The sequence below is a fragment of the Aquimarina sp. Aq107 genome (assembly GCF_943733665.1).
Classification (GTDB): Bacteria; Bacteroidota; Bacteroidia; order Flavobacteriales; family Flavobacteriaceae; genus Aquimarina.
This window is the reverse complement of record NZ_OX030782.1, coordinates 1,465,490-1,489,184: the sequence shown is the minus strand read 5'-3', so window position 1 is coordinate 1,489,184 and position 23,695 is coordinate 1,465,490. Positions and strand designations below refer to the sequence as shown.

At 32.5% G+C, this 23,695-nt stretch carries 20 protein-coding genes and 1 other RNA gene; 12 read left to right on the top strand and 9 right to left on the bottom strand.

Annotated elements, in window-relative coordinates; all coding sequences use genetic code 11:
- Nucleotides 1-86 precede the first annotated feature (86 nt).
- Entirely contained in the window at nt 87-3,092 is a 3,006-nt protein-coding gene (locus NMK29_RS06015; RefSeq protein WP_234424245.1) for a hypothetical protein, read from the top strand.
- Nucleotides 3,093-3,254: 162 nt separating this feature from the next.
- Complete coding sequence (locus NMK29_RS06010) at nt 3,255-3,665, top strand: glyoxalase (protein ID WP_108803029.1); 411 nt, start codon at nt 3,255-3,257, stop codon at nt 3,663-3,665.
- An 89-nt stretch (nt 3,666-3,754) separates the two neighbouring features.
- Here the strand turns inward: NMK29_RS06010 and NMK29_RS06005 are convergent, their stop codons facing one another.
- Complete coding sequence (locus NMK29_RS06005) at nt 3,755-5,029, bottom strand: tetratricopeptide repeat protein (RefSeq protein ID WP_108803179.1); 1,275 nt, start codon at nt 5,027-5,029, stop codon at nt 3,755-3,757.
- A gap of 25 nt (nt 5,030-5,054) precedes the next feature.
- Nucleotides 5,055-7,604, bottom strand: a complete 2,550-nt coding sequence (gyrA, locus tag NMK29_RS06000; RefSeq protein ID WP_108803028.1) for a DNA gyrase subunit A — start codon at nt 7,602-7,604, stop codon at nt 5,055-5,057.
- Between the two features lie 390 nt (nt 7,605-7,994).
- On the opposite strand from gyrA, the gene NMK29_RS05995 reads away from it, so the two are divergent.
- The 4 genes from NMK29_RS05995 (at nt 7,995) to NMK29_RS05980 (ending at nt 12,164) form a co-directional block, all read left to right on the top strand.
- The gene (locus NMK29_RS05995) at nt 7,995-10,550 is read left to right on the top strand and encodes an ATP-dependent Clp protease ATP-binding subunit (protein WP_027392923.1); all 2,556 of its coding nucleotides are present in this window, start codon (nt 7,995-7,997) and stop codon (nt 10,548-10,550) included.
- A gap of 274 nt (nt 10,551-10,824) precedes the next feature.
- Nucleotides 10,825-11,211, top strand: a complete 387-nt coding sequence (locus NMK29_RS05990) for a hypothetical protein (RefSeq protein WP_108803027.1) — start codon at nt 10,825-10,827, stop codon at nt 11,209-11,211.
- A 113-nt stretch (nt 11,212-11,324) separates the two neighbouring features.
- Nucleotides 11,325-11,696 carry an STAS/SEC14 domain-containing protein gene (locus NMK29_RS05985; RefSeq protein WP_108803026.1) on the top strand — a complete coding sequence of 124 codons (372 nt, stop codon included), beginning with the start codon at nt 11,325-11,327 and terminating at the stop codon, nt 11,694-11,696.
- A gap of 51 nt (nt 11,697-11,747) precedes the next feature.
- Complete coding sequence (locus tag NMK29_RS05980; RefSeq protein WP_159092184.1) at nt 11,748-12,164, top strand: hypothetical protein; 417 nt, start codon at nt 11,748-11,750, stop codon at nt 12,162-12,164.
- Nucleotides 12,165-12,201: 37 nt separating this feature from the next.
- Here NMK29_RS05980 and rny read toward each other — a convergent pair whose 3' ends face one another.
- From rny to NMK29_RS05960, 4 genes are all read right to left on the bottom strand, one after another.
- Nucleotides 12,202-13,767: a ribonuclease Y gene (gene rny / locus NMK29_RS05975; protein WP_108803024.1), complete on the bottom strand. Its 1,566-nt coding sequence runs from the start codon at nt 13,765-13,767 to the stop codon at nt 12,202-12,204.
- 55 nt (nt 13,768-13,822) lie between these two features.
- Nucleotides 13,823-13,942, bottom strand: a non-coding RNA gene (gene ssrS / locus NMK29_RS05970) — 6S RNA.
- A gap of 55 nt (nt 13,943-13,997) precedes the next feature.
- On the bottom strand, nt 13,998-14,288 hold the full coding sequence (locus NMK29_RS05965) for a cell division protein ZapA (protein ID WP_027392927.1): 291 nt from the start codon (nt 14,286-14,288) through the stop codon (nt 13,998-14,000).
- An 8-nt stretch (nt 14,289-14,296) separates the two neighbouring features.
- Nucleotides 14,297-14,587: a hypothetical protein gene (locus tag NMK29_RS05960; RefSeq protein WP_108803023.1), complete on the bottom strand. Its 291-nt coding sequence runs from the start codon at nt 14,585-14,587 to the stop codon at nt 14,297-14,299.
- Nucleotides 14,588-14,740: 153 nt separating this feature from the next.
- Here NMK29_RS05960 and NMK29_RS05955 point away from each other — a divergent pair, with 153 nt between their 5' ends.
- Both NMK29_RS05955 and NMK29_RS05950 read left to right on the top strand, forming a co-directional pair.
- On the top strand, nt 14,741-16,456 hold the full coding sequence (locus NMK29_RS05955; protein WP_234424244.1) for a M23 family metallopeptidase: 1,716 nt from the start codon (nt 14,741-14,743) through the stop codon (nt 16,454-16,456).
- Between the two features lie 13 nt (nt 16,457-16,469).
- A complete protein-coding gene (locus NMK29_RS05950) occupies nt 16,470-18,932 on the top strand; it encodes a TonB-dependent receptor (RefSeq protein WP_108803177.1) in 2,463 nt (820 codons plus the stop codon).
- On the opposite strand, the gene NMK29_RS05945 is transcribed toward NMK29_RS05950, so the two are convergent.
- The gene (locus NMK29_RS05945) at nt 18,929-20,077 is read right to left on the bottom strand and encodes a cysteine desulfurase family protein (RefSeq protein ID WP_027392931.1); all 1,149 of its coding nucleotides are present in this window, start codon (nt 20,075-20,077) and stop codon (nt 18,929-18,931) included. The genes NMK29_RS05950 and NMK29_RS05945 overlap by 4 nt on opposite strands.
- A 292-nt stretch (nt 20,078-20,369) precedes the next feature.
- Here NMK29_RS05945 and NMK29_RS05940 point away from each other — a divergent pair, with 292 nt between their 5' ends.
- Together NMK29_RS05940 and NMK29_RS05935 are read left to right on the top strand one after the other, a co-directional pair.
- Nucleotides 20,370-21,503, top strand: a complete 1,134-nt coding sequence (locus tag NMK29_RS05940; protein WP_159092183.1) for a hypothetical protein — start codon at nt 20,370-20,372, stop codon at nt 21,501-21,503.
- The gene (locus NMK29_RS05935; protein WP_108803021.1) at nt 21,493-22,053 is read left to right on the top strand and encodes a hypothetical protein; all 561 of its coding nucleotides are present in this window, start codon (nt 21,493-21,495) and stop codon (nt 22,051-22,053) included. Before NMK29_RS05940 ends, NMK29_RS05935 begins: the two co-directional genes overlap by 11 nt.
- A gap of 2 nt (nt 22,054-22,055) precedes the next feature.
- On the opposite strand, the gene NMK29_RS05930 is transcribed toward NMK29_RS05935, so the two are convergent.
- Nucleotides 22,056-22,613: a Smr/MutS family protein gene (locus tag NMK29_RS05930; RefSeq protein ID WP_108803020.1), complete on the bottom strand. Its 558-nt coding sequence runs from the start codon at nt 22,611-22,613 to the stop codon at nt 22,056-22,058.
- Nucleotides 22,614-22,832, bottom strand: coding sequence for a hypothetical protein (locus tag NMK29_RS05925; protein ID WP_108803019.1), 219 nt, complete (start codon nt 22,830-22,832; stop codon nt 22,614-22,616). It lies immediately after the preceding gene.
- Between the two features lie 146 nt (nt 22,833-22,978).
- On the opposite strand from NMK29_RS05925, the gene NMK29_RS05920 reads away from it, so the two are divergent.
- Nucleotides 22,979-23,257, top strand: a complete 279-nt coding sequence (locus NMK29_RS05920) for a CD225/dispanin family protein (RefSeq protein WP_108803018.1) — start codon at nt 22,979-22,981, stop codon at nt 23,255-23,257.
- The gene (locus NMK29_RS05915; RefSeq protein ID WP_108803017.1) at nt 23,244-23,678 is read left to right on the top strand and encodes a DUF2752 domain-containing protein; all 435 of its coding nucleotides are present in this window, start codon (nt 23,244-23,246) and stop codon (nt 23,676-23,678) included. Before NMK29_RS05920 ends, NMK29_RS05915 begins: the two co-directional genes overlap by 14 nt.
- Nucleotides 23,679-23,695 lie beyond the last annotated feature (17 nt).

Here is a 23,695-nt window from a genome sequence, read left to right as displayed (position 1 = left end):
GTTTGAGGCTTTTTTTAATCACACAAACAACTATTATGCAACAATACATTAAAATCTTATGCTGCTTATTCTTTATAAACATAAGCATGCAAGCACAAGAAATATCATTAAGCGGAAAAGAGCTTTTTGGTGACATTAAAGCACGTCATATTGGTCCTGCTTTAATGAGTGGAAGAATAATTGACCTAGAGGCTCACCCTACCAATGATAGAGTAATTTATGCCGGAACAGCCGGTGGTGGAGTATGGAGAACAACAAATGGAGGGGTAACATTTAATCCTATTTTTGACGAACATGCTCAATCCATTGGAGCTGTAGCTGTTGACCCTAATGATCCAGATAAAACAATATGGGTTGGAACTGGAGAAATATGGACAAGAAATAGTGTTTCTATTGGAGATGGTCTTTATAAAACCACTAACGGAGGTGACACTTGGAAAAAAATTGGTTTTGAAAAATCTGAACGTATCAGTAGCATTGTGATAAACCCAAAAAATTCTAAAGAAGTCTATGTTGGAGTGTTAGGAGCTTTATGGGGTGACAGTGATGAACGCGGAGTGTACAAAACTACTGATGGCGGCGAAACATGGAATAAAATACTATACACAAATACATCGACAGGTATTTCTGATCTTTTAATGGACCCTAACGATCCGAATACTCTTTATGCCTCTATGTGGGAATTTAGAAGAACTGGATGGTCTTTTAATTCTGGAGGTGCCAATAGTGCGCTATATAAATCTATAGATGGAGGAAAAAACTGGAATAAAATTCATTCTGGTTTTCCTAAAGGAAATTTAGGAAGAATTGGTATTGCAGTAGCTCCATCTAATACAAAAATATTATATGCAGCAATTGAAAGTGAAGATGATAAAAGTAAAGGATTATATAGATCTGACGATGCTGGTAAAAATTGGAAGCAATTAAATAATGATTTTGAATTAGTAGTAAGACCATTTTACTTTTCTCGTCTTGTTGTTGATCCAAAAAACCCCGAAACTATTGTAAAAGGAGGATATCTTGGAGCTATTTCTAAAGACGGTGGAAAAACCTTCAAAAATCTTGGAAACATGCACGCTGATATTCATGACATTCTTTTTGATATCAATGATAGTGATAGAATGTATGCAGGTACAGATGGTGGAGTATACAGAAGTTGGGATGGTGGTGCAACTATGGAAATAGTAGAAAATATTCCTGTATCACAATTTTATCAAATTAGTTTAGACAACGAAGAGCCTTACAATATATATGGTGGCCTACAAGATAACGGTTCTTGGTATGGCCCATCTTCTTCTCCTGGAGGAATCGAAGCAAGAGACTGGAAAAGAATAGGTTATGGAGATGGTTTTAGAGTATTAAAACACCCTACAAAACCAATTATATATTCCGAAATGCAAGGAGCTCAAAATGTATGGAGAATAAATACCGAAAAAAATACTACCAAAAATGTAGAACCAATACCTGATGGTGATGAAGAACTACGTTTTAATTGGAATGCTCCAATGGCTATTAGTCCTCACAAACCAGATCGTTTTTATATGGGTAGTCAATATCTTCATAAATCTGAAGATATGGGTAATAACTGGACAAAAATCTCTCCGGACCTTACAACTAATGATCCTTCTAAACAAGATAAAGAATCTGGGGGTCTTTCTAAGGACAAATCAGGAGCTGAAACACATACTACTATTTTTACCATAGCAGAGTCTCCAGTTAACGAGAACGTTATTTGGGTTGGAACTGATGATGGAAATGTACAAGTGACTACAGATGGAGGAAAAAACTGGACGAATACAGTTAGTAACATTCCTAATCTACCAGCCAATACTTGGGTATATCATATAGAAGCAAGCGTCCATAATGCTGGAACAGCATACGCAGTTTTTGATGGACATACTGCTGGGGACATGAACACATACGTATATAAAACATCTGATTATGGAAAAAACTGGAAATCTATTGCAACCGATGACATTATAGGTTTTGCCAGAAATATCCAAGAAGACTATGAACAAGAAGATTTATTGTTCGTAGGAACAGAATTTGGGCTATTTGTTACTATTAATGGTGGTAAAAACTGGGCTAGATTCACTAATAATATGCCAGCAACTGCAGTACATTTTATAGATCTTCATAAAAAAACAAATGATCTTGTTCTGGGTACCCATGGAAGAGGAGTAATAATATTAGATGATATTTCTTCTTTACGTCAAATAAATCAAGAAGTATTAGCTAAAAATGTACATTTCTTCAACACGAAACCGGGAATTATAAAAGAAAACAATGGATTTGGCGGAGGAAGTACTGAAACCCAGTTTGTAGGACAGAATCCAAGCAGTAATCTGAAAATTATGTACTATCTAAAAAAGAGACATACTTTTGGAAAAATGAGTATGGAAATTCAGGATTTAGATGGAAATAAAATTACTGATTTACCTCCAGGAAAGGCGAAAGGAATAAACATTGTTCGATGGAATTATAGAAGTATATCTCCAAAATCTGCATCCGGTAAAACATTTTCAATAGGAGCTGCACCAAGAGTTGCTGCCGGTAAATACAAGGTAGTGCTTACAAAAGGTAAAAATAGCTATGAGCATAATATAGAAGTAGAACAAGATAAAAATTCTGAAGTAACTGAAGTCGAAAGAGAATTACAACGTAAAACCTCTAAAGAACTTTATGTTATGATAGAAGACTTGGCTTATTTAGTTCATGAAATTGATCAAACAGTTAAAAAAGCTAAATCAATTGAAGAAAAATCTGCAAAAATCGCTACACCTGTTATCAAAGAATTAACCGAATTAAAAGAATCTTTGGTTATTACCACTGGAGATAATTATGTTCAGGAAGCAGAACCAGAATTAAGAGAGAAAATTTCTAATCTATATAATGCGATCACAAATAACTTTGAAAAACCATCCAGTGCTCAATTAAATAACAAAAAAGTACTGAATGAAAAATTAAAGAAAGCCTCTATAGATTATCAAAAAATAAAAGATAAAAGAATATCTAAACTTGTGAAATATCTAGAGAAAAATGAAATTGCACCTATAGATATTAAATCAAAAACAGAATTTCTTAAAAAGTAAACATCAAAAAATAAGGCTTCCATTTAGGAAGCCTTATTTTTTTGATAAAGCCTAAACATTATTTTTGTTCATAAAAAAATGTTCATAACTGGTTTAAAACTCAGATAAGTGTTCTTAAGTTTCGATTGAACAATTCTGTATTTTTAGTAAACACTCTTTATTATGGAAAACAGAGAATCAAATTTATTGGCTATACGCCCACAAATTTTAAATGCAAGAGTTTCTGAAAACATGTCGAATGACGAGCAATTTCAAAACAAAACGATTAGACCAATTATTAAATTACAAAATGAATTATTAATTGAAGTGTTTAGAAATTATATCAAAAAAAGAAAAAATACTTTTTATGAGCTCTCTATAGAAAAACGATTGTTGTTTATTGAAAATGCCGTTCAAAAAGACATGAAATTTAGAAATAGCTTAAAAGGAATGATTATTGGACAATTTACGGTAGATGAATATCTTATATACATTGAAAATTCATCGTCTTTAAACAAAAGAATGATGAATATTGTTAGAGAACGTTTACAAAGTAATATCCAATTATTAGACAAACTGATTACAACATGTTAAACACTACTATGTGGTTATTATAACAATAAAAAAGCGGATCAAAATTTTGATCCGCTTTTTTATTGTTATTTTAAATACTTTAATGAAGTCTAGTTACCACCTTCTAAAGCTTTTAATTTATTTTTCATATCATCCGCTTTAGGATCATCTAATTGATAGAAAATCTGCATTAACGTACGAACAGCCTCTACATTATCAGGTTTTGATTGTAGAGCTCCTTCTAAATAAGGAACAGCTTCTCTATATAAATCTTGCTTTTGCTTTTTAAGAACATCAAATCTTTTGTAATCCGCATTAGATCCACCAAGACTATTCATTTCTTCATTAAGAGCTGTCTCACCACTTAAGATAATAGCAGCAATATTTATTTGAGCAGAAGAATAATCAGGCTTGATCTCCAAAGCTTTCTTATAATAAGTAATAGCCTGCTCATTATCTCCTAATCGCGATGCACTTACACCTAAATTATATAATAAGTTAGGATTCTCTGGATCGTTTGCAACTATCGCTTGCATTAACTCCTGGTATTTTTCTAAATTACCTAATTTATAGAACATATTAGCCTCTTCTTGCATTAAAGCAGGATCATTAGGGTTTTGAGCCTTAGCAGCTTCCATTGCCTTAATAGCCTCTTCATCTTTACCTTGAGTAATATAAATAAGAGCTATATTTTTAGTTATTTCAGCTTGTCTTGATTTCGTCTTAGAAACTTCTGGTTTGATATGCGTTCCTGCTTTTACAGAAAAATCTCTTAATTCTTTTGAATCAAATGGGTCTACTTCTCCTGTCTCTTTATTAGTAGCTGTAAAACGTTCTTCAACTCCTTTGTAACCAATTTCAATTAATTCATTATAATACTTAAGAGCTGTATCATAATCCTTCCCATTTACTGCATTAGAAGCAGCAAAATACAAATAAGAAGTATCACTTTTTTTTGTTTTATATCCTAAATACAACTTATCAGCAGCTTCTTTATTTTTACCAGCTTTTTGATCAGCTACAGCTTGTTCTACTAAAGACTGACGCAAAGCCTGTATACCTGTATTAGCTTGACCAGTATATTTTTTACTACCTGAAGCTTCTTCTATTTCCAATACTTTCATATAAGCATTAGCAGCCTGCTCAATTTTATCTAAAGATTTATCGGATGATGCCGAAGAAACCTGTCCTTTTAAGAAATAATATTGTGCTTTCTGCTTATCATCTGCAGCTTCTAATTGCCCTTCAGCAGCTTTTAATGCATCATTTGCAACTTCTAGATCACCAGATTTCAATGCTTTTTTAGCCGCATTTAGTGCTTTCTTTTGTGAAAATCCAATAGCACTAATAGTTAAAAAAAATGCTATGACAAATTTAGTTTTCATTACTTTTGATTTTACGGGATTCTTTTTATTCTTCTTCTTCTGTTTTATCAATAGTTGTGCCATCGTTAGCATCACCATCATTTTGCAAAGATATATCAATTTCTTCAATATTTTCATCAATATCTTCAACATCGTCCTCTTCGTGCATAACTTTCGCTACCGCAGCAATAGAATCTTTACCTTTTAGATTAATAAGACGAACTCCTTGAGTTGCACGTCCCATAACCCTAAGATCTTCTACTGAAAGTCGTATAGCAATACCTGATTTATTTATAATCATCAGATCATCAGAATCCGTAACATTTTTAATTGCTACTAATTCTCCTGTTTTATCTGTAACAGATATCGTTTTTACTCCTTTTCCTCCTCTATTAGTTATTCTATAGTCTTCTAACTTCGAACGCTTTCCATATCCATTTTCAGAAACAACTAAAATATTACTATCCATATCATTTACAGCAACCATTCCAATTACTTCATCTTTATCATCAGCCAAACGTATTCCTCTTACACCAGAAGCGCCACGACCCATTGGCCTAGTTTTCTCCTCCTCGAAACGAATTGCTTTTCCGGATTTAACAGCTAACATAACCTGACTTTTACCATCAGTTAATTTAGCCTCTAATAGCTCATCATTATCCTTAATAGTAATAGCATTAATACCATTTGTACGTGGTCTAGAATATTGTTCTAAAGAAGTCTTTTTAACCTGACCTTTTTTAGTCGCCATTATTACATAATGAGAATTAATATATTCCTCATCTTTTAAGTCCTGTGTACAAATAAATGCTTTTACTTTATCATCATTCTCTATATTAATAAGATTTTGTATTGCTCTACCTTTTGAAGTCTTACTCCCTTCTGGTATTTCGTATACTCTCATCCAGAAACATTTTCCTTTTTGAGTAAAAAACAGCATATATTGATGGTTTGTACCAACAAATAAATGTTCTAAAAAGTCTTCATTTCGGGTTGTGCTTCCTTTCTGACCAACTCCTCCTCTATTCTGTTTTTTATATTCTGTTAGAGATGTCCTTTTAATATATCCTGCATGGGAAATAGTAATAACTACTTTCTCATTAGGGATCATATCCTCTATACTAAGATCACCACCTGCATATTCTATTTGAGAACGACGTGCATCACCATACTTATCCTTTACCTCTAGAAGTTCTTCCTTAATAATATCCATACGACGCTCTTTCTTGTCAAGAATATCCTTAAGGTCTTCAATAGTTTTCATTAATTCGTCATACTCTGCACGTAACTTATCCTGCTCTAGTCCTGTCAACTGACGCAAACGCATTTCGACAATAGCTTTTGCTTGTATTTCAGAAAGCTTAAATCGCTTAATAAGTTTTTCTCTTGCTTCTTCAGCATTAGAAGATGCTCTTATCAGTTTAATTACTTCATCTATGTTATCTGAAGCTATAATTAAACCTTCAAGAATATGTGCTCTTTCTTCTGCCTTTCTTAATTCATATCTCGTTCTTCGCACGACAACTTCATGTCTATGCTCCACAAAATGATGAATCATTTCTTTTACATTCAATAATTGTGGTCTTCCTTTAACCAGTGCAATATTATTAACACTAAAAGATGACTGTAACGCAGTATACTTATATAACAGGTTTAGTACTATATTAGGAATCGCATCTCTTTTTAAGATATATACAATACGCATTCCTTTTCTATCAGATTCATCTCTAATAGTTGAGATACCGTCTATTTTCTTATCATTTACAAGATCGGCAGTTTTCTTAATCATATCTGCCTTATTAACTTGATAAGGAATTTCAGATACAATAATACATTCTCTTCCATTAACCTCTTCAAAACTAGCTTTGGCACGCATTACTATTCTACCTCTACCAGTTTTAAAAGCTTCTCTTACACCATCATAACCATAAATTATACCACCTGTAGGAAAATCAGGAGCCTTAATATGCTGTATAAGTTCATCTATTTCAATATCATTATTATTGATATATTCAATAGTTCCATCTACAACTTCGCTTAGATTATGTGGAGGCATGTTAGTTGCCATACCTACAGCAATCCCTGATGCTCCATTAATTAACAATCCCGGAACCCTACTTGGTAATACTGTTGGTTCCTGTAGTGTATCATCAAAGTTAAATGTATGATCTACAGTATCTTTTTCGATATCAGCAAGCATATCTTCCGAAATCTTACGCATTCTTGCTTCTGTATATCGCATTGCAGCTGGACTATCTCCATCCACGGAACCAAAGTTACCTTGACCATCAACCAACATATAACGTAAACTCCACTCTTGAGCCATACGTACCATAGTATCGTATACGGAAGTATCACCATGCGGGTGATATTTTCCAAGAACTTCTCCTACAATTCTCGCTGATTTCTTATGAGCACTACTAGCTTTAACGCCTAACTCATACATACCATATAGAACTCTCCTATGCACTGGCTTAAGACCATCTCTAACATCAGGAAGTGCACGTGATACAATCACCGACATCGAATAATCGATGTACGCAGACTTCATTTCATCCTCTATATTGATAGGTATTAGCTTTTCTCCTTCTGCCATAAAAATTATTTTATTCTAAAATTGATTTTATTTAACGCGCTAATTTAAGTAAATTAAGACGGTTTTAACAGGCAATACCCTCTCTAATATACGTAATTTATTAACAACTTAAACGACCAATTTGGTTAATAAGTCTATAAATATAGATTTTGATTATTAATGCATTTTTTGTCTATTTACTCAAAAATCTGAATACCCAAGATTATATTTACTAAATTTCGAGGGAGATTTTAATTTTATTTTTAGACTTACTGAAAATATGACATTAAGGGCTATTATGTCAGCTTTCCTGTTAATGATGGTTAAAAGGAATAGTTTTTGTCAGTTTAATTTTAAAAAATTACTATATTTAGTAATAAAGAAATACAGAAAAAGAAAGAAACTAATTATATGGATGATAATTTTTCACCAAGAGTCAAAGATGTAATTGCATACAGTAAAGAAGAAGCACTTCGTTTAGGGCACGACTTTATTGGTACAGAACATCTTATGTTAGGACTATTACGTGATGGAAGTGGAAAAGCAATTAGTATACTTGATGCGTTAGATATTGATTTAACAAATTTGAGAAGAAAAGTTGAAATTCTTAGCCCTGCAAATCCTAATGTAGCGGTTGCTACAAATGAAAAAAAGAATTTACACCTAACTAGACAAGCGGAAAGAGCTCTTAAAACAACATTTTTAGAGGCAAAATTGTTTCAGAGCTCCTCTATTAATACTGCACATCTATTACTGTGCATTTTACGTAACGAAAACGATCCAACTACCAAACTTTTAAACAAGCTTAAGGTAGATTATGATAATGTTAAAGATCAATTTAAATTTATGATTGCTAACGAAGAAGAATTTATAGAAAACCCAAAAGCCGAATCATTTTCTGATGATGATGATATGGCTGGAGACACTTCAAAAGAGAATCCATTTAATTCTCCAACTGGTGGTGCTAAAACAAACAAAAAATCTAAAACTCCTGTATTAGACAATTTCGGAAGAGATTTAACTGCAATGGCAGAAGAAGGAAAATTAGATCCAGTTGTAGGAAGAACAAAAGAAATAGAACGTGTTTCTCAAATATTAAGTAGAAGAAAGAAAAACAATCCTCTACTAATTGGAGAACCTGGAGTTGGAAAATCTGCTATAGCAGAAGGTTTAGCTCTAAGAATCGTTAAAAGAAAAGTTTCTAGGATTTTATTTGATAAAAGAGTTGTTACCTTAGATCTAGCTAGTTTAGTAGCTGGAACAAAATACAGAGGGCAATTCGAGGAACGAATGAAAGCTGTAATGAATGAGTTAGAGAAGAATGATGATATTATTCTTTTCATTGATGAAATTCATACCATCGTAGGAGCTGGTGGAGCAACCGGTAGTTTGGATGCATCCAACATGTTTAAACCTGCCTTAGCTAGAGGTGAAATTCAATGTATTGGTGCTACTACATTAGATGAGTACAGACAATATATTGAAAAAGATGGTGCATTAGAAAGACGTTTTCAAAAAGTTATAGTTGAACCAACTAACATTGAAGAAACTATAGAAATCCTAAACAACATCAAAGAAAAATATGAAGAACACCATAATGTAAGTTATACTGATGAAGCAATTCAAGCATGTGTAAAGCTTACCAATAGATATATGACTGATCGGTTTTTACCGGACAAAGCCATAGATGCTTTGGATGAAGCTGGATCTAGAGTTCATATTACAAATATTGATGTTCCTAAGAAAATCTTGGATTTAGAGAAAAAGCTTGAAGAAGTACGTGAATTAAAAAATAGCGTAGTCAAAAAGCAGAAATACGAAGAAGCTGCTAAGCTCAGAGATGATGAAAAAAATCTTGAAAAAGAATTAAGTCAAGCTCAAGAACAATGGGAAAAAGATTCTAAGCTACATAAAGAAACCGTAGATGAAGAAAATGTTGCTGATGTAGTTTCTATGATGACAGGAATTCCGGTTAATAGAATCGCTCAAACTGAAAGCAATAAGCTTGCTGAACTACCAAATCTTATAAAAGGTAAAGTTATCGGTCAAGATGAAGCTGTTTCTAAGGTAGTTAAAGCAATACAACGTAATAGAGCGGGACTTAAAGACCCTAACAAACCTATTGGATCCTTTATATTCCTTGGGCAAACTGGTGTTGGAAAAACGCAATTAGCCAAGGTACTTGCAAGAGAACTTTTTGACAGCGAAGACACGCTAATCCGTATTGACATGAGTGAATATATGGAAAAGTTTGCAGTCTCTAGATTAATAGGAGCACCTCCAGGATATGTGGGTTATGAAGAAGGTGGACAACTTACCGAAAAAGTAAGAAGAAAACCGTACGCAGTTATTCTATTAGATGAGATTGAAAAAGCACATCCAGACGTATTTAACATGATGCTTCAAGTATTAGATGACGGATATCTAACAGATAGCCTTGGTCGAAAAATTGATTTCAGAAATGCAATCATTATAATGACTTCTAATATTGGTGCTCGTAAACTAAAAGATTTTGGACAAGGTGTTGGTTTCGGAACTAGTGCAAAAAAGACTCAATCAGACAGTTATGCCAAAGGAGTTATTGAGAACGCTTTAAAGAAAGCTTTTGCTCCAGAATTTCTAAATAGGGTTGATGATGTTATTGTATTCAATGCACTTGAACGTGAGGATATCCATAAAATTATCGACATAGAATTAGAAAAACTTTACGGAAGAATTAAAGGCCTTGGATATGATCTATCTCTAAGTGAAAAAGCCAAGGATTATATTACCGAAAAAGGATTTGATAAACAATACGGAGCAAGACCACTAAAAAGAGCTATCCAAAAATATATTGAGGATGCTTTAGCTGAGGAAATTATTAGCGCTCAGTTACAAGAAGGTGATAGTATATTTATGGATCTTGATGATGACTCCAATGAGTTAACTATAAAAATAAAGAAAGCTGAAGAGTCAACAGAATCTTAGCTTACAATTAAACATTTTTGATAAAAACTCTGGTATATTCTATATACCAGAGTTTTTTTTTGTGAATATTTGCAACATAGCTGATAAACTTCTGTCTTACAAAAATCAATTAAAAAAACATAAAAAACAGAATGATCCGAAAGAGATCCAATAAGCTTACAGTAAGAACGAATTAAAAACAAAATACCACGGGAAAAATCCCAAATAAAATTACAAAATACTTATTTTTTAATTTCTGAAAATATATATTTGCTTTACCTAAAAAATACCCCAAATGATTACTTCCTATTTATTGGATTTTGGTCTTATAGAAATATTCGAAGACTATATAAAGGTTACCATAAACGAAGGTGTAACAGTATCCCCAGAGCATAACGATGTTCTTTTAGAAATGGTAGAAAAACATTATAAGAATAAGGCGTTCTTATACTTAACACATCGAATCAATTCTTACTCAGTAAATCCTACTATATACTTAGAAACCGCTAAAATTGAAAACTTAATTGGTTTTGCAGTTGTATCAGACAATCCCATTCAAATAAAACAAACAAAACTAGAAAAAGCTTTCTTCAGTAAAGAACTTAGACGTTTTGATGATATAGAATCTGCGCTACAATGGAAAAATGAATTACTGGATAAATATGAAAAATTATTTTACTGAAATTTCCCCTAAAACATATTAACCAATTGAATTTTAATTTTTAAAAACAATACTTTTATTGTAACTTAATGAAAAATTAACCATACTTAAATAATAGTATCGTTTTATCTAAAATGTCAAAACACTATGATTTAGGTTTCGCTTTGGTGGAAATCCGGGAAGATTATTTAAAAAACACCATTTCAGAAGGGTTTTTAGTTATGCCTAAGCATAACAAACTACTATTGGAATTTGTAACAAAATACTTCAAGGATAAACCGTTTGTATATATTTCTAACAGAGTTAATACATACGCGGTTGACCCCACAGTTTACCATGAAACTACCAAGATAGATACCCTTGTTGGTATTGCGGTGGTATCAAAAAATCATAGACAAAAAAAATTAACGGAACTCGAAAGCAAATTTTTCGAAAAGAAACTGAAGTATTTCTCCAGTATCAGCGAAGCTTTAGAGTGGAAAAATGAAATATTAAAAAAGGAATAAATCTTATTAAATACTTTTATTCTTATTAAATCCAACATGTAAACCTCCCCAATGATTAGATCATATAATTTAGATTTTTGCAAACTAGATATTTATCATAACTACATGATTGCAGTTATGAATGAAGGAATAGTAGTATGCACTCTAAAAAATTCAATTCTCATTAAAATCGCAGAGAAACATTTTAAAAAAACACCTTTTGTTTATATAACTCATAGAGTTCATTCGTACGCTGTGGACCCTATTATTTATATAAAAACTGCTGAGGTTACCAATCTTAAGGGATTTGCAGTTGTATCCAATGACCCAAAACAAAAGACTCTAGCTAGTTACGAAAAGTCTTTTTTTAAAAAAGATTTTAAGCAATTTGAAGATTTAGAATCTGCATTAACTTGGAAAGATGAAATTCTTGGACAGAGAAAAGAAGATTTATTACTAATAGACCAACAAAAAAAGAGCACCAATTAAAATAATTGATGCTCTTTTTTATATAAAACTATTTTTTCTATTTTGCAATATTAACCGCTCTAGTCTCTCTGATAACAGTAATTTTTACCTGACCAGGATATGTCATATCTGTTTGTATTTTTTGAGAAATTTCAAACGATAAACTGGCCGCTCTTTCGTCATTCACTTTCTCACTTTCAACAATAACTCTTAGCTCTCTACCAGCCTGAATAGCATATGCTTTTTTAACTCCATTAAATCCAAATGCTATATCTTCTAAATCTTTCAACCTCTGTATATAGGAGTCTAAGACTTGACGACGCGCTCCAGGCCTTGCTCCGCTAATTGCATCACAAACCTGAACTATTGGAGAAATAAGCGCATTCATTTCTATTTCATCGTGGTGTGCCCCTATTGCATTACACACATCTGGTTTCTCCCCATACTTCTCTGCCCATTGCATTCCTAAAATAGCATGCGGAACTTCTGTTTCTGTATCTGGAACCTTACCAATATCGTGTAACAATCCGGCTCTTTTAGCTAATTTAGGATTTAGACCTAATTCAGAAGCCATTACTCCACATAGTTTTGCAACTTCCCTAGAGTGTTGTAAAAGATTTTGACCATAAGAAGAACGGTATTTCATTCTACCAACCGTTTTAATCAACTCTGGATGTAATCCATGAATACCAAGATCAATAACGGTTCTTTTACCAACTTCTATAATCTCTTCATCAATTTGTTTTCTAGTCTTCTTTACTATTTCTTCAATACGTGCCGGATGTATTCTACCATCAGTTACTAATTTATGTAGAGAAAGACGAGCTACTTCTCGTCTTACAGAATCAAAACAGGATAATATAATAGCTTCCGGAGTATCATCCACTATGATTTCTACTCCTGTAGCGGCTTCTATTGCTCTAATATTTCTTCCTTCTCGTCCAATAATTCGACCTTTTACATCATCACTCTCAATATTAAACACAGAAACGCAATTTTCTACAGCTTCTTCTGTTCCAATTCGTTGAATAGTATTTATTATTACTTTTTTAGCTTCTTGTTGCGCAGTAAGCTTAGCTTCTTCAATAGTATCCTGAATCAGAGCCATTGAATCCGTTTTCGCTTGCTCTTTTAAAGACTCTACAAGTTGATCCTTAGCCTCTTCTGCAGACAATCCTGATATTACTTCTAATTGCTGCACTTGACTTTTATGAAGTTTCTTTAATTCGCTTTGCTTCTTTTCAAGGTAATCATTACGATGATTATAATCTTTAACCTTCTGCTCCAATTCGGCATTAAGCTTCTTACCTTTAGATAACTCATTAGAAACCTGAGATTCTTTATCCCTTGTTCTTTTTTCTGCCTCAGCCATCTTTTTATCTCGAGACAGGATCACTTTTTCGTGCTCAGATTTTAATTCGATAAATTTTTCTTTAGCCTGAAGTATTTTATCTTTCTTAATTGTCTCTCCTTCACTCTTTGCCTCTCTTATAATACTTTGAGAAGTTTTTTTAGCGCTTTTGATAATTTCTGAAGCTTTATTGCGCTCTAATACCTTAGCGATGACAAAGCCAATCACTAATCCCGCAACTGCCGCAATAATCAAAAATATAATATTATCCATAATCCTAGTTAGTGTTTATATATAAAAAAAGCCTGCACTAGCATGGGTTTTGTATAAACTCTGTAAAAACAGGTTTAGGGCTAACAAGCTGATCAAGGATCCGTGAAACTGAAAAATCAGCACGGCTTGCTTTTACAACTTAAACTCACCCTTTTTAAAATAATTCTTGTTGAGTTTATCAAAAAATAATAACTAGTGCAGGCAGTAACCTTATTTATTTTAATGAACGTCTAAGATAGATGATCTTGTAACAAATCATTTAGAGCACCTAATCTGCCCAAAACATTTATTTCATCACTATCTTTATCTATAACCTTTTGTTCTACTTGTGCAGCAAATTGTAAAGCGCACATCGCCAATACATCTTGCTTATCTCTCACCGCATAACTTTGCTCAAACTGTTTAATCATGGCCTCAATCTTTTTAGCTGCCTTACGTAATCCCTCTTCTTGATCAGGATTTATCGTTAGTGGATATACTCTATCCGCAACCGAAAGTTTGATTTTTAATTTATCTGCCATAGTATTAATTACTCTGATAATTGCGCTATACACACATCTATCTCCCTTATTAAGGCATTTATTTTGAGCTTGGTTTCCCTTTTGTATTTATCACTGCCTAGCATTGCATTTGCATTTTTGAGTGCACTGAATTTCTCTTCCCATTGTTTTAATTGATCAACCTGGAGTTCAGAATTTTCTTCTAAATTCTTTATCTTTCCCTTCAGATCGGTATTTTGCTGCTTAAGTAAATCATACTTATGAAGCAACTTACTTATCCTATTCTCAAGAGAATCAACAATTTCAATTAAATCACTCATTTTAATTTTACGCAATACTTCGTTACACAAAGTTAACATACCAATTGAAAAAACCCAATAGTTTTTAAACTAATTTTATAGCGACAATATCTAGTCAATCAAGTAATTCGTTTATAGCCTTTTAGTTTTTAATTAAACATCACTTTAATTTTAATGTCTAAATATTTACATTTACCTTCTATGCGAGTTATTACATTATTTTTAATCTTCAATTTTACGATTGGATACTGCCAAAAAGACATTCCAACTGATTATTTTATCAACCCTCTAGACATCCCGCTTGCTGTTTCGGGTACTTATGGAGAATTAAGATCTAATCACTTTCACTCTGGCTTAGATTTAAAAACAGAAGGACAAGAGGGATTAAAAGTATATGCTGCAGCAACCGGAAATGTAACAAGAATAAAGATTTCTCATTTTGGATACGGAAAAGCTATTTATATTGCACATTCTAATGGATATACTACAGTGTATGCTCACTTACAAAAATTCTCCCCAGAGATAGAAGCTTACATAAAAAAAAGACAGTACGCTAAAGAATCCTATGAAATAGAACTTTTCCCTAAAGCAGGTACACTATCTGTAAAAAAAGGTGATGTGCTGGCATTTAGTGGAAATACTGGTGGTAGTGGTGGACCACATTTGCATTTTGAAATAAGAGATGCTAAAGCAAGACCTATGAACCCGATGTCCTTTGGTATTGATATAAAAGATACCAAAAAACCAACAATCAATGGTGTATGGGTTTACAGTTTAGACGACACTTCGCACACCAATGGAAACCAACAACCAACTAAATTGAGGTTAATTCCTATGGATAATGGTGATTTTAAAGCCGAAGGAATAAAAGCTTTAGGAAAAATAGGGATTGGTGTCTCTACAATAGATCAACAAAATCTAGCTGCCAATAAAAATGGAGTTTATAAGATAACAACAGAATTAAATGGGCAAGAAAACTTTTCAATGGAAATGAAACGATTTTCTTTTTCTGAAACTCGCTATATCAATCGCTTAATTGATTATAAGCATTACAAAAAGAATCGAAGCAGAATAACCAAACTATTTATCGAAAAAAACAATCCGCTTTCCATCTATAAAAATGTAACAAGCAAAGGCATTTTCACTATAGAAGATAGCTTATCATATACCTTAAAGGTCTTTGTGAAAGATTTCAAAAACAATACAACAGAAATTAGCATTCCAGTAAAAGGGGAACAGATTGATGATATCACTAAAGAAGAAATAATAAAAACTCCTCATCTAGTGAAACCAACAGAAAATTTCACGTATAACTCTGGGATTTTTGACTTATATATTCCAAAGGGTAGTTTGTACGAAAAAGCGTATTTAGACATTGAGACTAATGGTGATACTATAAAAATTCATGAAGATGAAATTCCTTTACATAAAAATATGACCATTGTTTTTGATGTCACTAATTATAGCTCCGCCGATAAGAAGAAATTATATATTGGAAGATTAGGATACAATAACAAGCATTATCACGTAAAAACAAACAAAAAAAATAATCGTTTTTCTACCAGAACAAGAACTTTAGGTAGCTACTCTTTATTTTCGGATCTAGAAAAACCAACAATTGTTCCTATAAATGTGGCTAATAAAAAATGGATGTCCAAAGCTAATTTTTTAAAAATTAAAATTGATGACACCGATTCTGGTATCAAAAGTTACAGAGCTACCATTAACGGAAAGTTCATTTTAATGGAATACGATTACAAAACAGGAATGCTTATTTATAATTTTGAAGATAAAATAATTTCAGAAACAGAAAATAAATTTAAACTTATTGTGTTAGATAAAGTAGGAAATAATACTACATTTGAAACAATATTCTTTAGAAAACCATAAACAGATATACTCTTTGAAAAATCTCCTCTTTATTTTTGTTTTTTTTCTAGTCTCTTTTAATCAATATATATTAGCACAAGACGCAATTGTTAAGGGTGTGGTTTTGGACGAATCCAACCAACCAATATCTGGTGCCAATGTATCTTTTGAAAATTCTGGAACTAGAACAGACAAAAACGGTGTATACATCTTAAACATACCCTCTAATCAAGATATAACCATTAAAATAAGTCACGTAGGGCTAAAGGACATTACGTTTACTATAAACCTAAAAGAAAATCAGACTTACGAGTTAAATCCAATATTAAAAACAGATATTGAACAAATTAGTGAGGTGATTATTTCCGGTCGAGAACGAAAAATAGTAGAAGGTATTACTACTTTAGATCCAGAGACCATACGCATCACCCCTTCTGCTAATGCTGGTGTCGAAGGTTTATTAAAGACATTACCAGGAGTAAGCTCTAATAATGAATTAAGTACGCAATATGCGGTTAGAGGAGGAAATTTTGACGAAAACCTTGTATATGTTAATGAAATAGAAGTATACAGACCTTTTTTAATTCGATCAGGTCAACAAGAAGGTTTAAGTTTTGTAAATACTGATTTGGTTAGAAATGTAGATTTCTCTGCAGGAGGTTTTCAAGCAAAATATGGAGATAAACTTTCTTCTGTATTAGATATTACCTATCGCAGACCAACACGGTTTGACTTATCAGCAGATCTAAGCTTATTGGGCGGTAGCATATCTGCGGGAGGAATCACAAAAGATAAAAAATTCGCAGGTGTCGTTGGAGTAAGATATCGTGACAATAGTCTACTCGTAGATGCTAGACAAACAGAAACCAATTTTAGACCAAGATTTGCAGATGTTCAGACATATCTTTCATATAATTTTTCTAAAAAGTTTGAGCTTGGTTTTTTAGGTAATATTGCAATAAACAGATATGATTACGAACCACTAACACGTCAAACTAATTTTGGACCTATCACAGACCCTATTGCCTTAACGGTTTTTTATGACGGGCAAGAAGAAGATCGTTATGAAACATATTTTGGTGCTTTAAAAGGAACATATAGGGCAAATGACAATTTAACTTTAAAATTAATTGGTTCCGCTTATCACACTCAAGAGCAAGAACACTTTGATATTTTTGCAGCATATTTCTTAGGTTCTGTCAACACTGATATTGGTGGAGAGGACCTAGGCGAAGTAGAATTTAGCGAAGGTGTTGGCTCACAATTAACACACGCAAGAAATGACCTTGATGCTTTAATTTTCAACCTAGAACATAAAGGAACCTATACTGCCGATGAACATCAGTTTGATTGGGGAATAAAATACACTTCTGAAGATATCAGAGATCGAATTCAGGAATATGAAGTTATTGATTCGGCAGGTTTTTCAATTCGTCCTCCTGGGACTTTTGTAAATGATCAACCCTACAATCCTAATGCTAGCCCTATAGTCCCTTTTACGAGTGTAAGAGCAACTAATATGGTAAATATCGATAGATTTTCTGGATTTGCTCAATATAGCTTAAGAACAAACATAAAAGAGCATGAAATCTGGGCAAATGTTGGTGTAAGAGCACATAATTGGAATGTCTCTGGGGATGGTATAAGTAGTTCTTCTCAAACAGTATTTAGCCCAAGAGCACAAGTTGCCATTAAACCAGACTGGAAATCAGACATGATATTTCGTCTTTCTGGAGGTTGGTATCATCAACCACCTTTTTATAGAGAATTAAGAGATCTACAAGGCACTGTACAACCTGATGTAAAAGCGCAACAATCTATACATATTGTTGCTGGAAATGATTACAGTTTTAATATGTGGGATCGTCCTTTTAAGCTTACTACAGAATTATACTATAAAAAACTTACTGATGTAAATTCATATACTATCGAAAATGTTAGAATTAGATATCGTGCTAATAATAACGCAGAGGCATATGCTGCAGGATTTGATCTTAGGTTAAATGGAGAATTTGTTCCTGGAACTGAAAGTTGGTTTAGTTTAGGTCTTCTAAAGACCGAAGAAAATCTTGACGATAGAGGATATATTGATCGACCAACTGATCAGAGAGTAAAAATAGGAGCTTTATTTCAGGATTATGTCCCCACAATTCCTAACTTAAAAATGTATCTTAATTTGGTATACCAAACTGGTGTACCCGGAGGATCCCCTGCTAATGCAGATCCATATGAATTTCAGACTAGATTGCGAGATTACAGAAGGGCTGATTTAGGAATCTCATATATAGTTGTGGATCAAAAAATAAGACGTAAAGAAGGGAGTTTCTTTAATAAATTTAGAGAATTGAATGTCGGATTCGAAATTTTCAATCTTTTTGACAACCTTAACTCTATTACCAATACTTTTGTAAGAGATGCAGCTTCTCAGCGTCAATTTGCTATTCCTAACTTTTTAACCCAAAGGGTTTTCAATATAAGATTAGGGATGAGATTTTAACTTTCCAGAAACTCTTTCAGTACACTAATAACATAATCCACTTCTTCTTTTGTATTATATCTGGAAAAAGAGAATCTAACGGAAGGTTTCTGCATATCCTCTTCAGAAAGTATTTCGGCAAGTACATGTGATCCTTTTCCACTACCACTCTGGCAAGCACTACCTTTAGAACAAGCTATTCCTTTAATATCTAACTGAAACAACAAAATACCGGCTTTTTCTTGTGATATAGGTAAACAAACATTAATGAGGGTATAAGTACTATGAGCTAAATCACAACAATTAGCATTAAACTTAACTCCTTTTATCTGATCCTTTAATTGATCTACAAAGTATTGTTTTAGATCAGAAATATATGCTTTCTCTTCATCCATATGTGCATACGCTAATCTCAAAGCCTCATCCATTCCTGCTATGTTATGCACTCCTTCTGTTCCACCGCGATAGCCACGCTCCTGCTCTCCTCCATAAATCAATGGTTTAAGCCCTGAATTCTTTTTAATATATGCAAAACCAACTCCTTTAGGACCATGAAATTTATGCGCGCTTACTGCAGTAAAATCTACCTGAAGATCACCTAGATTTACATCTAAATGCCCAATAGATTGTACCATATCACTATGAAAAAGCGCTTCGTGTTCCTTACATAAACCACCTACTCTATTAATATCTAAAATTGTTCCAACCTCATTGTTCACATGCATCAAACTAACTAATGTTTTTTCAGAAGCATTAGACAATAAGCTCTCCAAGTGTTTATAATCTATTGATCCATCAGACGTAATATCTACGTAACTAACTGCAATCTCAGCATGTGCTTGTATCTCTTGAACAGTATGCAAAACTGCATGATGTTCAATCTTAGAAGTAATAATATGTTTTACATTTAAATCTCTTACCGCACTGTTCAAAGCAAGATTATCCGCTTCTGTTCCTCCAGAAGTAAATATAATTTCAGAAGCTTTCACTCCTAAATATTTAGCTATATTCTTACGAGCCTGCTCAATATGATTTTTTGCAGACCTACCAAATCCGTGAGTAGAAGAAGGGTTACCATAATCTTCTCTTAATACAGTAGTCATTTTATCAATTACTTCTGAACGCAACTGTGTAGTTGCTGCACTATCGAAATAAACCTTTTGCATTAAATATAAAAATTTAGTTGATGATTGGCGAAAAAATACAATAATCACAGTAACAGAGTACTCATTTTATTATATCCTTATTATAACACCGCAAATCTAATTCAAATAAAATTATTTTCCACACCGAGCGTTATAATCTTTCAATTCCATTATTTTTGTCGAAACGTACAAAAATAATATTAGAATGAACATTTATAAATTTCATTCGTCTTTATAAAAAAGAAAAACTTTTAATACGTTATTGTTTCTATAACGAAACGTTACTTTGTTATTAATTTTCAAAATGCAAACAGTGAAAAAGCTTTTATATATTTTTACCTTTTTAGTATTAGCTTCTTGTGATGATGGTGATATTATCGTAACAAGTTTTGAGTTTGATGATGTTGATCTTCAACTTTGTGAAGGAGCTACAACCAATGAGTTTGTTTTCTTTAAGATCAATACTTCTATCAATGAATCTATATCCTATAATTTTATTGATGCTACATATTCTGAAACTACTGAAACTGAAAACCCTATTATTATCGATTTAGAAGACACCGATAATGGTTTAATTTACAGAAAATTTAATAATACGATTACCTCAGACTATTATTGTAGTAACATCCCTGATAGTAACATTATAGTAACCGAAGAACTTTTAAGCGTAAGTGGTCAAGCCACTATCATAAATCAGATTGTCAGTGAAGATGATAATGATGGATTAGAATCTACTGAGGAATCTCCTAACGGAATTGATCCAGAAGCTGATCCTGATGGCGATGGTGTTCCCAATTACCTTGATGATGCTATGGATGATAGTGCTATTGGAAATACAGATCAAACAGCTGATGATTTAGGGATTGAAGATGGATATAACACTGATGATGATCAAATCCCAAATTTTAAAGATCAGGATGATGATAATGATAACGTGTTAACCAGTGTAGAGTTAATTAATAGTGATCCTAATGATGAAAGTTTTCTGGACACGGATATGGACGGAACACCAAACTATCTTGATGCAGATGATGATAATGACAATATTGATACACTAGACGAAGATGTCGATGGTAATGGAAATCCTAGAGATGATGATACAGACAGAGATGGAACACCGAATTATTTAGATCCTGACGATGATAATGACGGAATCCCTACAAGAGATGAAGATACCAATGGAAATGAAAATCTTTTGGATGACGATGATGACGGCGATGGAATCCCGAATTATCTTGACGCTAATAATCCTAATAACGATGAGTCAAATGCGAATACAGATAATCCCTCTATTCTTGACAATACGGTTATTACTATTTTTAGAACTACATTATCAATAGATAATCTTATTCTAAACGAAGTTAATGATCAATTTACTAATGATGAATTCTCTTTTGGTTTTAGAGATGAAACCATCTCAATAACCACTCCTAAAAATGAAGACTAGAATGATGATAAAAAGACTGTGTTTTTTATTTTTTTTACTGTTGTTGATCGGTTGCAGCGAAGGTGATCTTATAGAAGTTTCTGTTGATGATTTAACCGGTGATCTAGAAAATTGTTCTAATGAAAATGATAATACTTTTGTGTTTTTTGTAGTTGATCAAGATATAAATAGATCCTTATCTCTAAACTTTACAGACACTAGTTTTGAACTTAATCCTACAACCGTTTCGGAGATATCATTAGATGAAGCTACAGTAATCACTCTAAACACTACTAATAATCAGTTTATATATAGAGAATTTGACACTTCTATTGACGGAGATGAATATTTCTGTAGTAGTATTCCTGTTAGTGGCATTACTGTAACACAAGAGTTAATAAGTTCTAATGGAACTGCAGAAATTAGCTATGAAGAACTTACTACTTCTGCAACGGAAACCACATATTCTAGAACAGTAACACTAAAAGATATTACTTTAGAAGGAAACGGAATTGCTATTAGAAAACAATCTTTAGTACTCGGTTTAGACAATATCACAATAACTAACTAGGGTTAATTTCTTGGATTTTGAATAATATATATTTCCATTGCACCTAATCCGTATTTCTTATAATCTGCATCAGAAATACGTATATTATCGTATCTACCAAATAAATATTGTAGTTCTTCTTTTAGCACTCCTTGCCCTACTCCATGAATAAACACCACACTAGGAATACGTTTGTTAATAGCAAAATCTAATTGTCTTTTTGCTGTATCCAACTGTAGGGTAACCATATCATGGTTAGACAATCCTTTTGTAGATTTTACTAGTTTATGAATATGAAGATCTACTTCCATAGCAGGAACACTTCTTTCTTTAGGTTTTAAGATCTTTTTTTTAGATTTCTTTTTAAAAATTTCTTTTTGCTGAAGATTCTTTTGTACTTCTTCATAAGATGGAACGATCAAATTATCGGATTCTTCTTTAACCAACTCATTTGCCGAAAACATCATATCAAATCCATCATTAGATTCGATAGTAACCTCATTCCCAATAACTGAAATAACTTTACCAGATATTGGCTCATCCAATACAGAAACTACATCTCCAACTTTTATCATACTCATCTACTCTTTATCCTTTTTTTCTGGATTATCTATAGCATTTTCCGGAAACCTCGATGTAACTTTTGTATTAATTAAAAACACACCACTCATTAAACAAATAATACCACCTGCCTGCAGGTAATAATCCTTTTTAGTAGAAGCTATTTCACTTATTAGTAGAAAAGCTCCTATTAAAATTAAAAGAAAACTTATAATCTTTTTTACTTTCAATATATTCATGGCACAAAAGTATCAAATATTAGTTTTTTTCTAAACATTAATTTCCAGAATACTCAAATTGTGTATATTGTACCTCGTAAATTTATTTAATACCCCTTTTACACTATTATTTAATACTAATTAATTACTAAATTAAGTTTATTTTTATGGAAGCTAATCAACCGAGACCTAACAATCATCTAGCCTTAGCAATTATTTCTACAATTTTATGTTGTCTAATTACAGGTATTGTAAGTATTATTTATTCAACTCAAGTAAATTCAAAATATGATGCAGGAGATTACGAAGGAGCCGTTGCTGCATCAAAAAATGCCAAATTATGGGGACTTATAGGAATTATAGGTGGTGTTTTACTTTGGGTTGTAATGTTTTTAATATACGGAGTAGCATTATTTAGTGTTCTAGGTGCTAATGGAAATTTCTAAAAAAACAGAAAACAAATATTTAAAATATGGGTACTTACTAGCGTTAGTACCTATATTTTTTTTTATAAGATATTACTACTTAAATGATCCTGGCTCCAGTACTGGTGAAGGTTTTTTTCCTAGTTGTCCTTTCCATTTTTTAACAGGGTATCACTGTCCTGGCTGTGGAAGTCAAAGAGCTATTCATGATTTATTAAATGGTAGAATCTTACAAGCTTTACAACATAATCTATTATTTGTAATATTAGCAATCGTTTTATTTATAAAACTATATAATTATACTGCTAAAAGATTTTTAAATAAAAAACTCAAAGATTGGACTTACAACAAATACTTCACATATATCATCCTTATTACAATTATTACCTACTGGATATTGCGTAACATCAGTAGTGCTCCTTTCTGTCATCTAGCTCCATAAAAAAAGAGCAGAAAACT

Excerpts from the sequence above, each read along its gene's own strand:
- NMK29_RS06015 (WP_234424245.1), top strand. The coding sequence starts at position 87 with ATGCAAGCACAAGAAATATCATTAAGCGGAAAAGAGCTTTTTGGTGAC.
- NMK29_RS06010 (WP_108803029.1), top strand. The coding sequence starts at position 3,255 with ATGGAAAACAGAGAATCAAATTTATTGGCTATACGCCCACAAATTTTA.
- NMK29_RS06005 (WP_108803179.1), bottom strand. The coding sequence starts at position 5,029 with ATGAAAACTAAATTTGTCATAGCATTTTTTTTAACTATTAGTGCTATT.
- gyrA (WP_108803028.1), bottom strand. The coding sequence starts at position 7,604 with ATGGCAGAAGGAGAAAAGCTAATACCTATCAATATAGAGGATGAAATG.
- NMK29_RS05995 (WP_027392923.1), top strand. The coding sequence starts at position 7,995 with ATGGATGATAATTTTTCACCAAGAGTCAAAGATGTAATTGCATACAGT.
- NMK29_RS05990 (WP_108803027.1), top strand. The coding sequence starts at position 10,825 with ATGATTACTTCCTATTTATTGGATTTTGGTCTTATAGAAATATTCGAA.
- NMK29_RS05985 (WP_108803026.1), top strand. The coding sequence starts at position 11,325 with ATGTCAAAACACTATGATTTAGGTTTCGCTTTGGTGGAAATCCGGGAA.
- NMK29_RS05980 (WP_159092184.1), top strand. The coding sequence starts at position 11,748 with ATGATTAGATCATATAATTTAGATTTTTGCAAACTAGATATTTATCAT.
- rny (WP_108803024.1), bottom strand. The coding sequence starts at position 13,767 with ATGGATAATATTATATTTTTGATTATTGCGGCAGTTGCGGGATTAGTG.
- NMK29_RS05965 (WP_027392927.1), bottom strand. The coding sequence starts at position 14,288 with ATGGCAGATAAATTAAAAATCAAACTTTCGGTTGCGGATAGAGTATAT.
- NMK29_RS05960 (WP_108803023.1), bottom strand. The coding sequence starts at position 14,587 with ATGAGTGATTTAATTGAAATTGTTGATTCTCTTGAGAATAGGATAAGT.
- NMK29_RS05955 (WP_234424244.1), top strand. The coding sequence starts at position 14,741 with ATGTCTAAATATTTACATTTACCTTCTATGCGAGTTATTACATTATTT.
- NMK29_RS05945 (WP_027392931.1), bottom strand. The coding sequence starts at position 20,077 with ATGCAAAAGGTTTATTTCGATAGTGCAGCAACTACACAGTTGCGTTCA.
- NMK29_RS05935 (WP_108803021.1), top strand. The coding sequence starts at position 21,493 with ATGAAGACTAGAATGATGATAAAAAGACTGTGTTTTTTATTTTTTTTA.
- NMK29_RS05930 (WP_108803020.1), bottom strand. The coding sequence starts at position 22,613 with ATGAGTATGATAAAAGTTGGAGATGTAGTTTCTGTATTGGATGAGCCA.
- NMK29_RS05925 (WP_108803019.1), bottom strand. The coding sequence starts at position 22,832 with ATGAATATATTGAAAGTAAAAAAGATTATAAGTTTTCTTTTAATTTTA.
- NMK29_RS05920 (WP_108803018.1), top strand. The coding sequence starts at position 22,979 with ATGGAAGCTAATCAACCGAGACCTAACAATCATCTAGCCTTAGCAATT.
- NMK29_RS05915 (WP_108803017.1), top strand. The coding sequence starts at position 23,244 with ATGGAAATTTCTAAAAAAACAGAAAACAAATATTTAAAATATGGGTAC.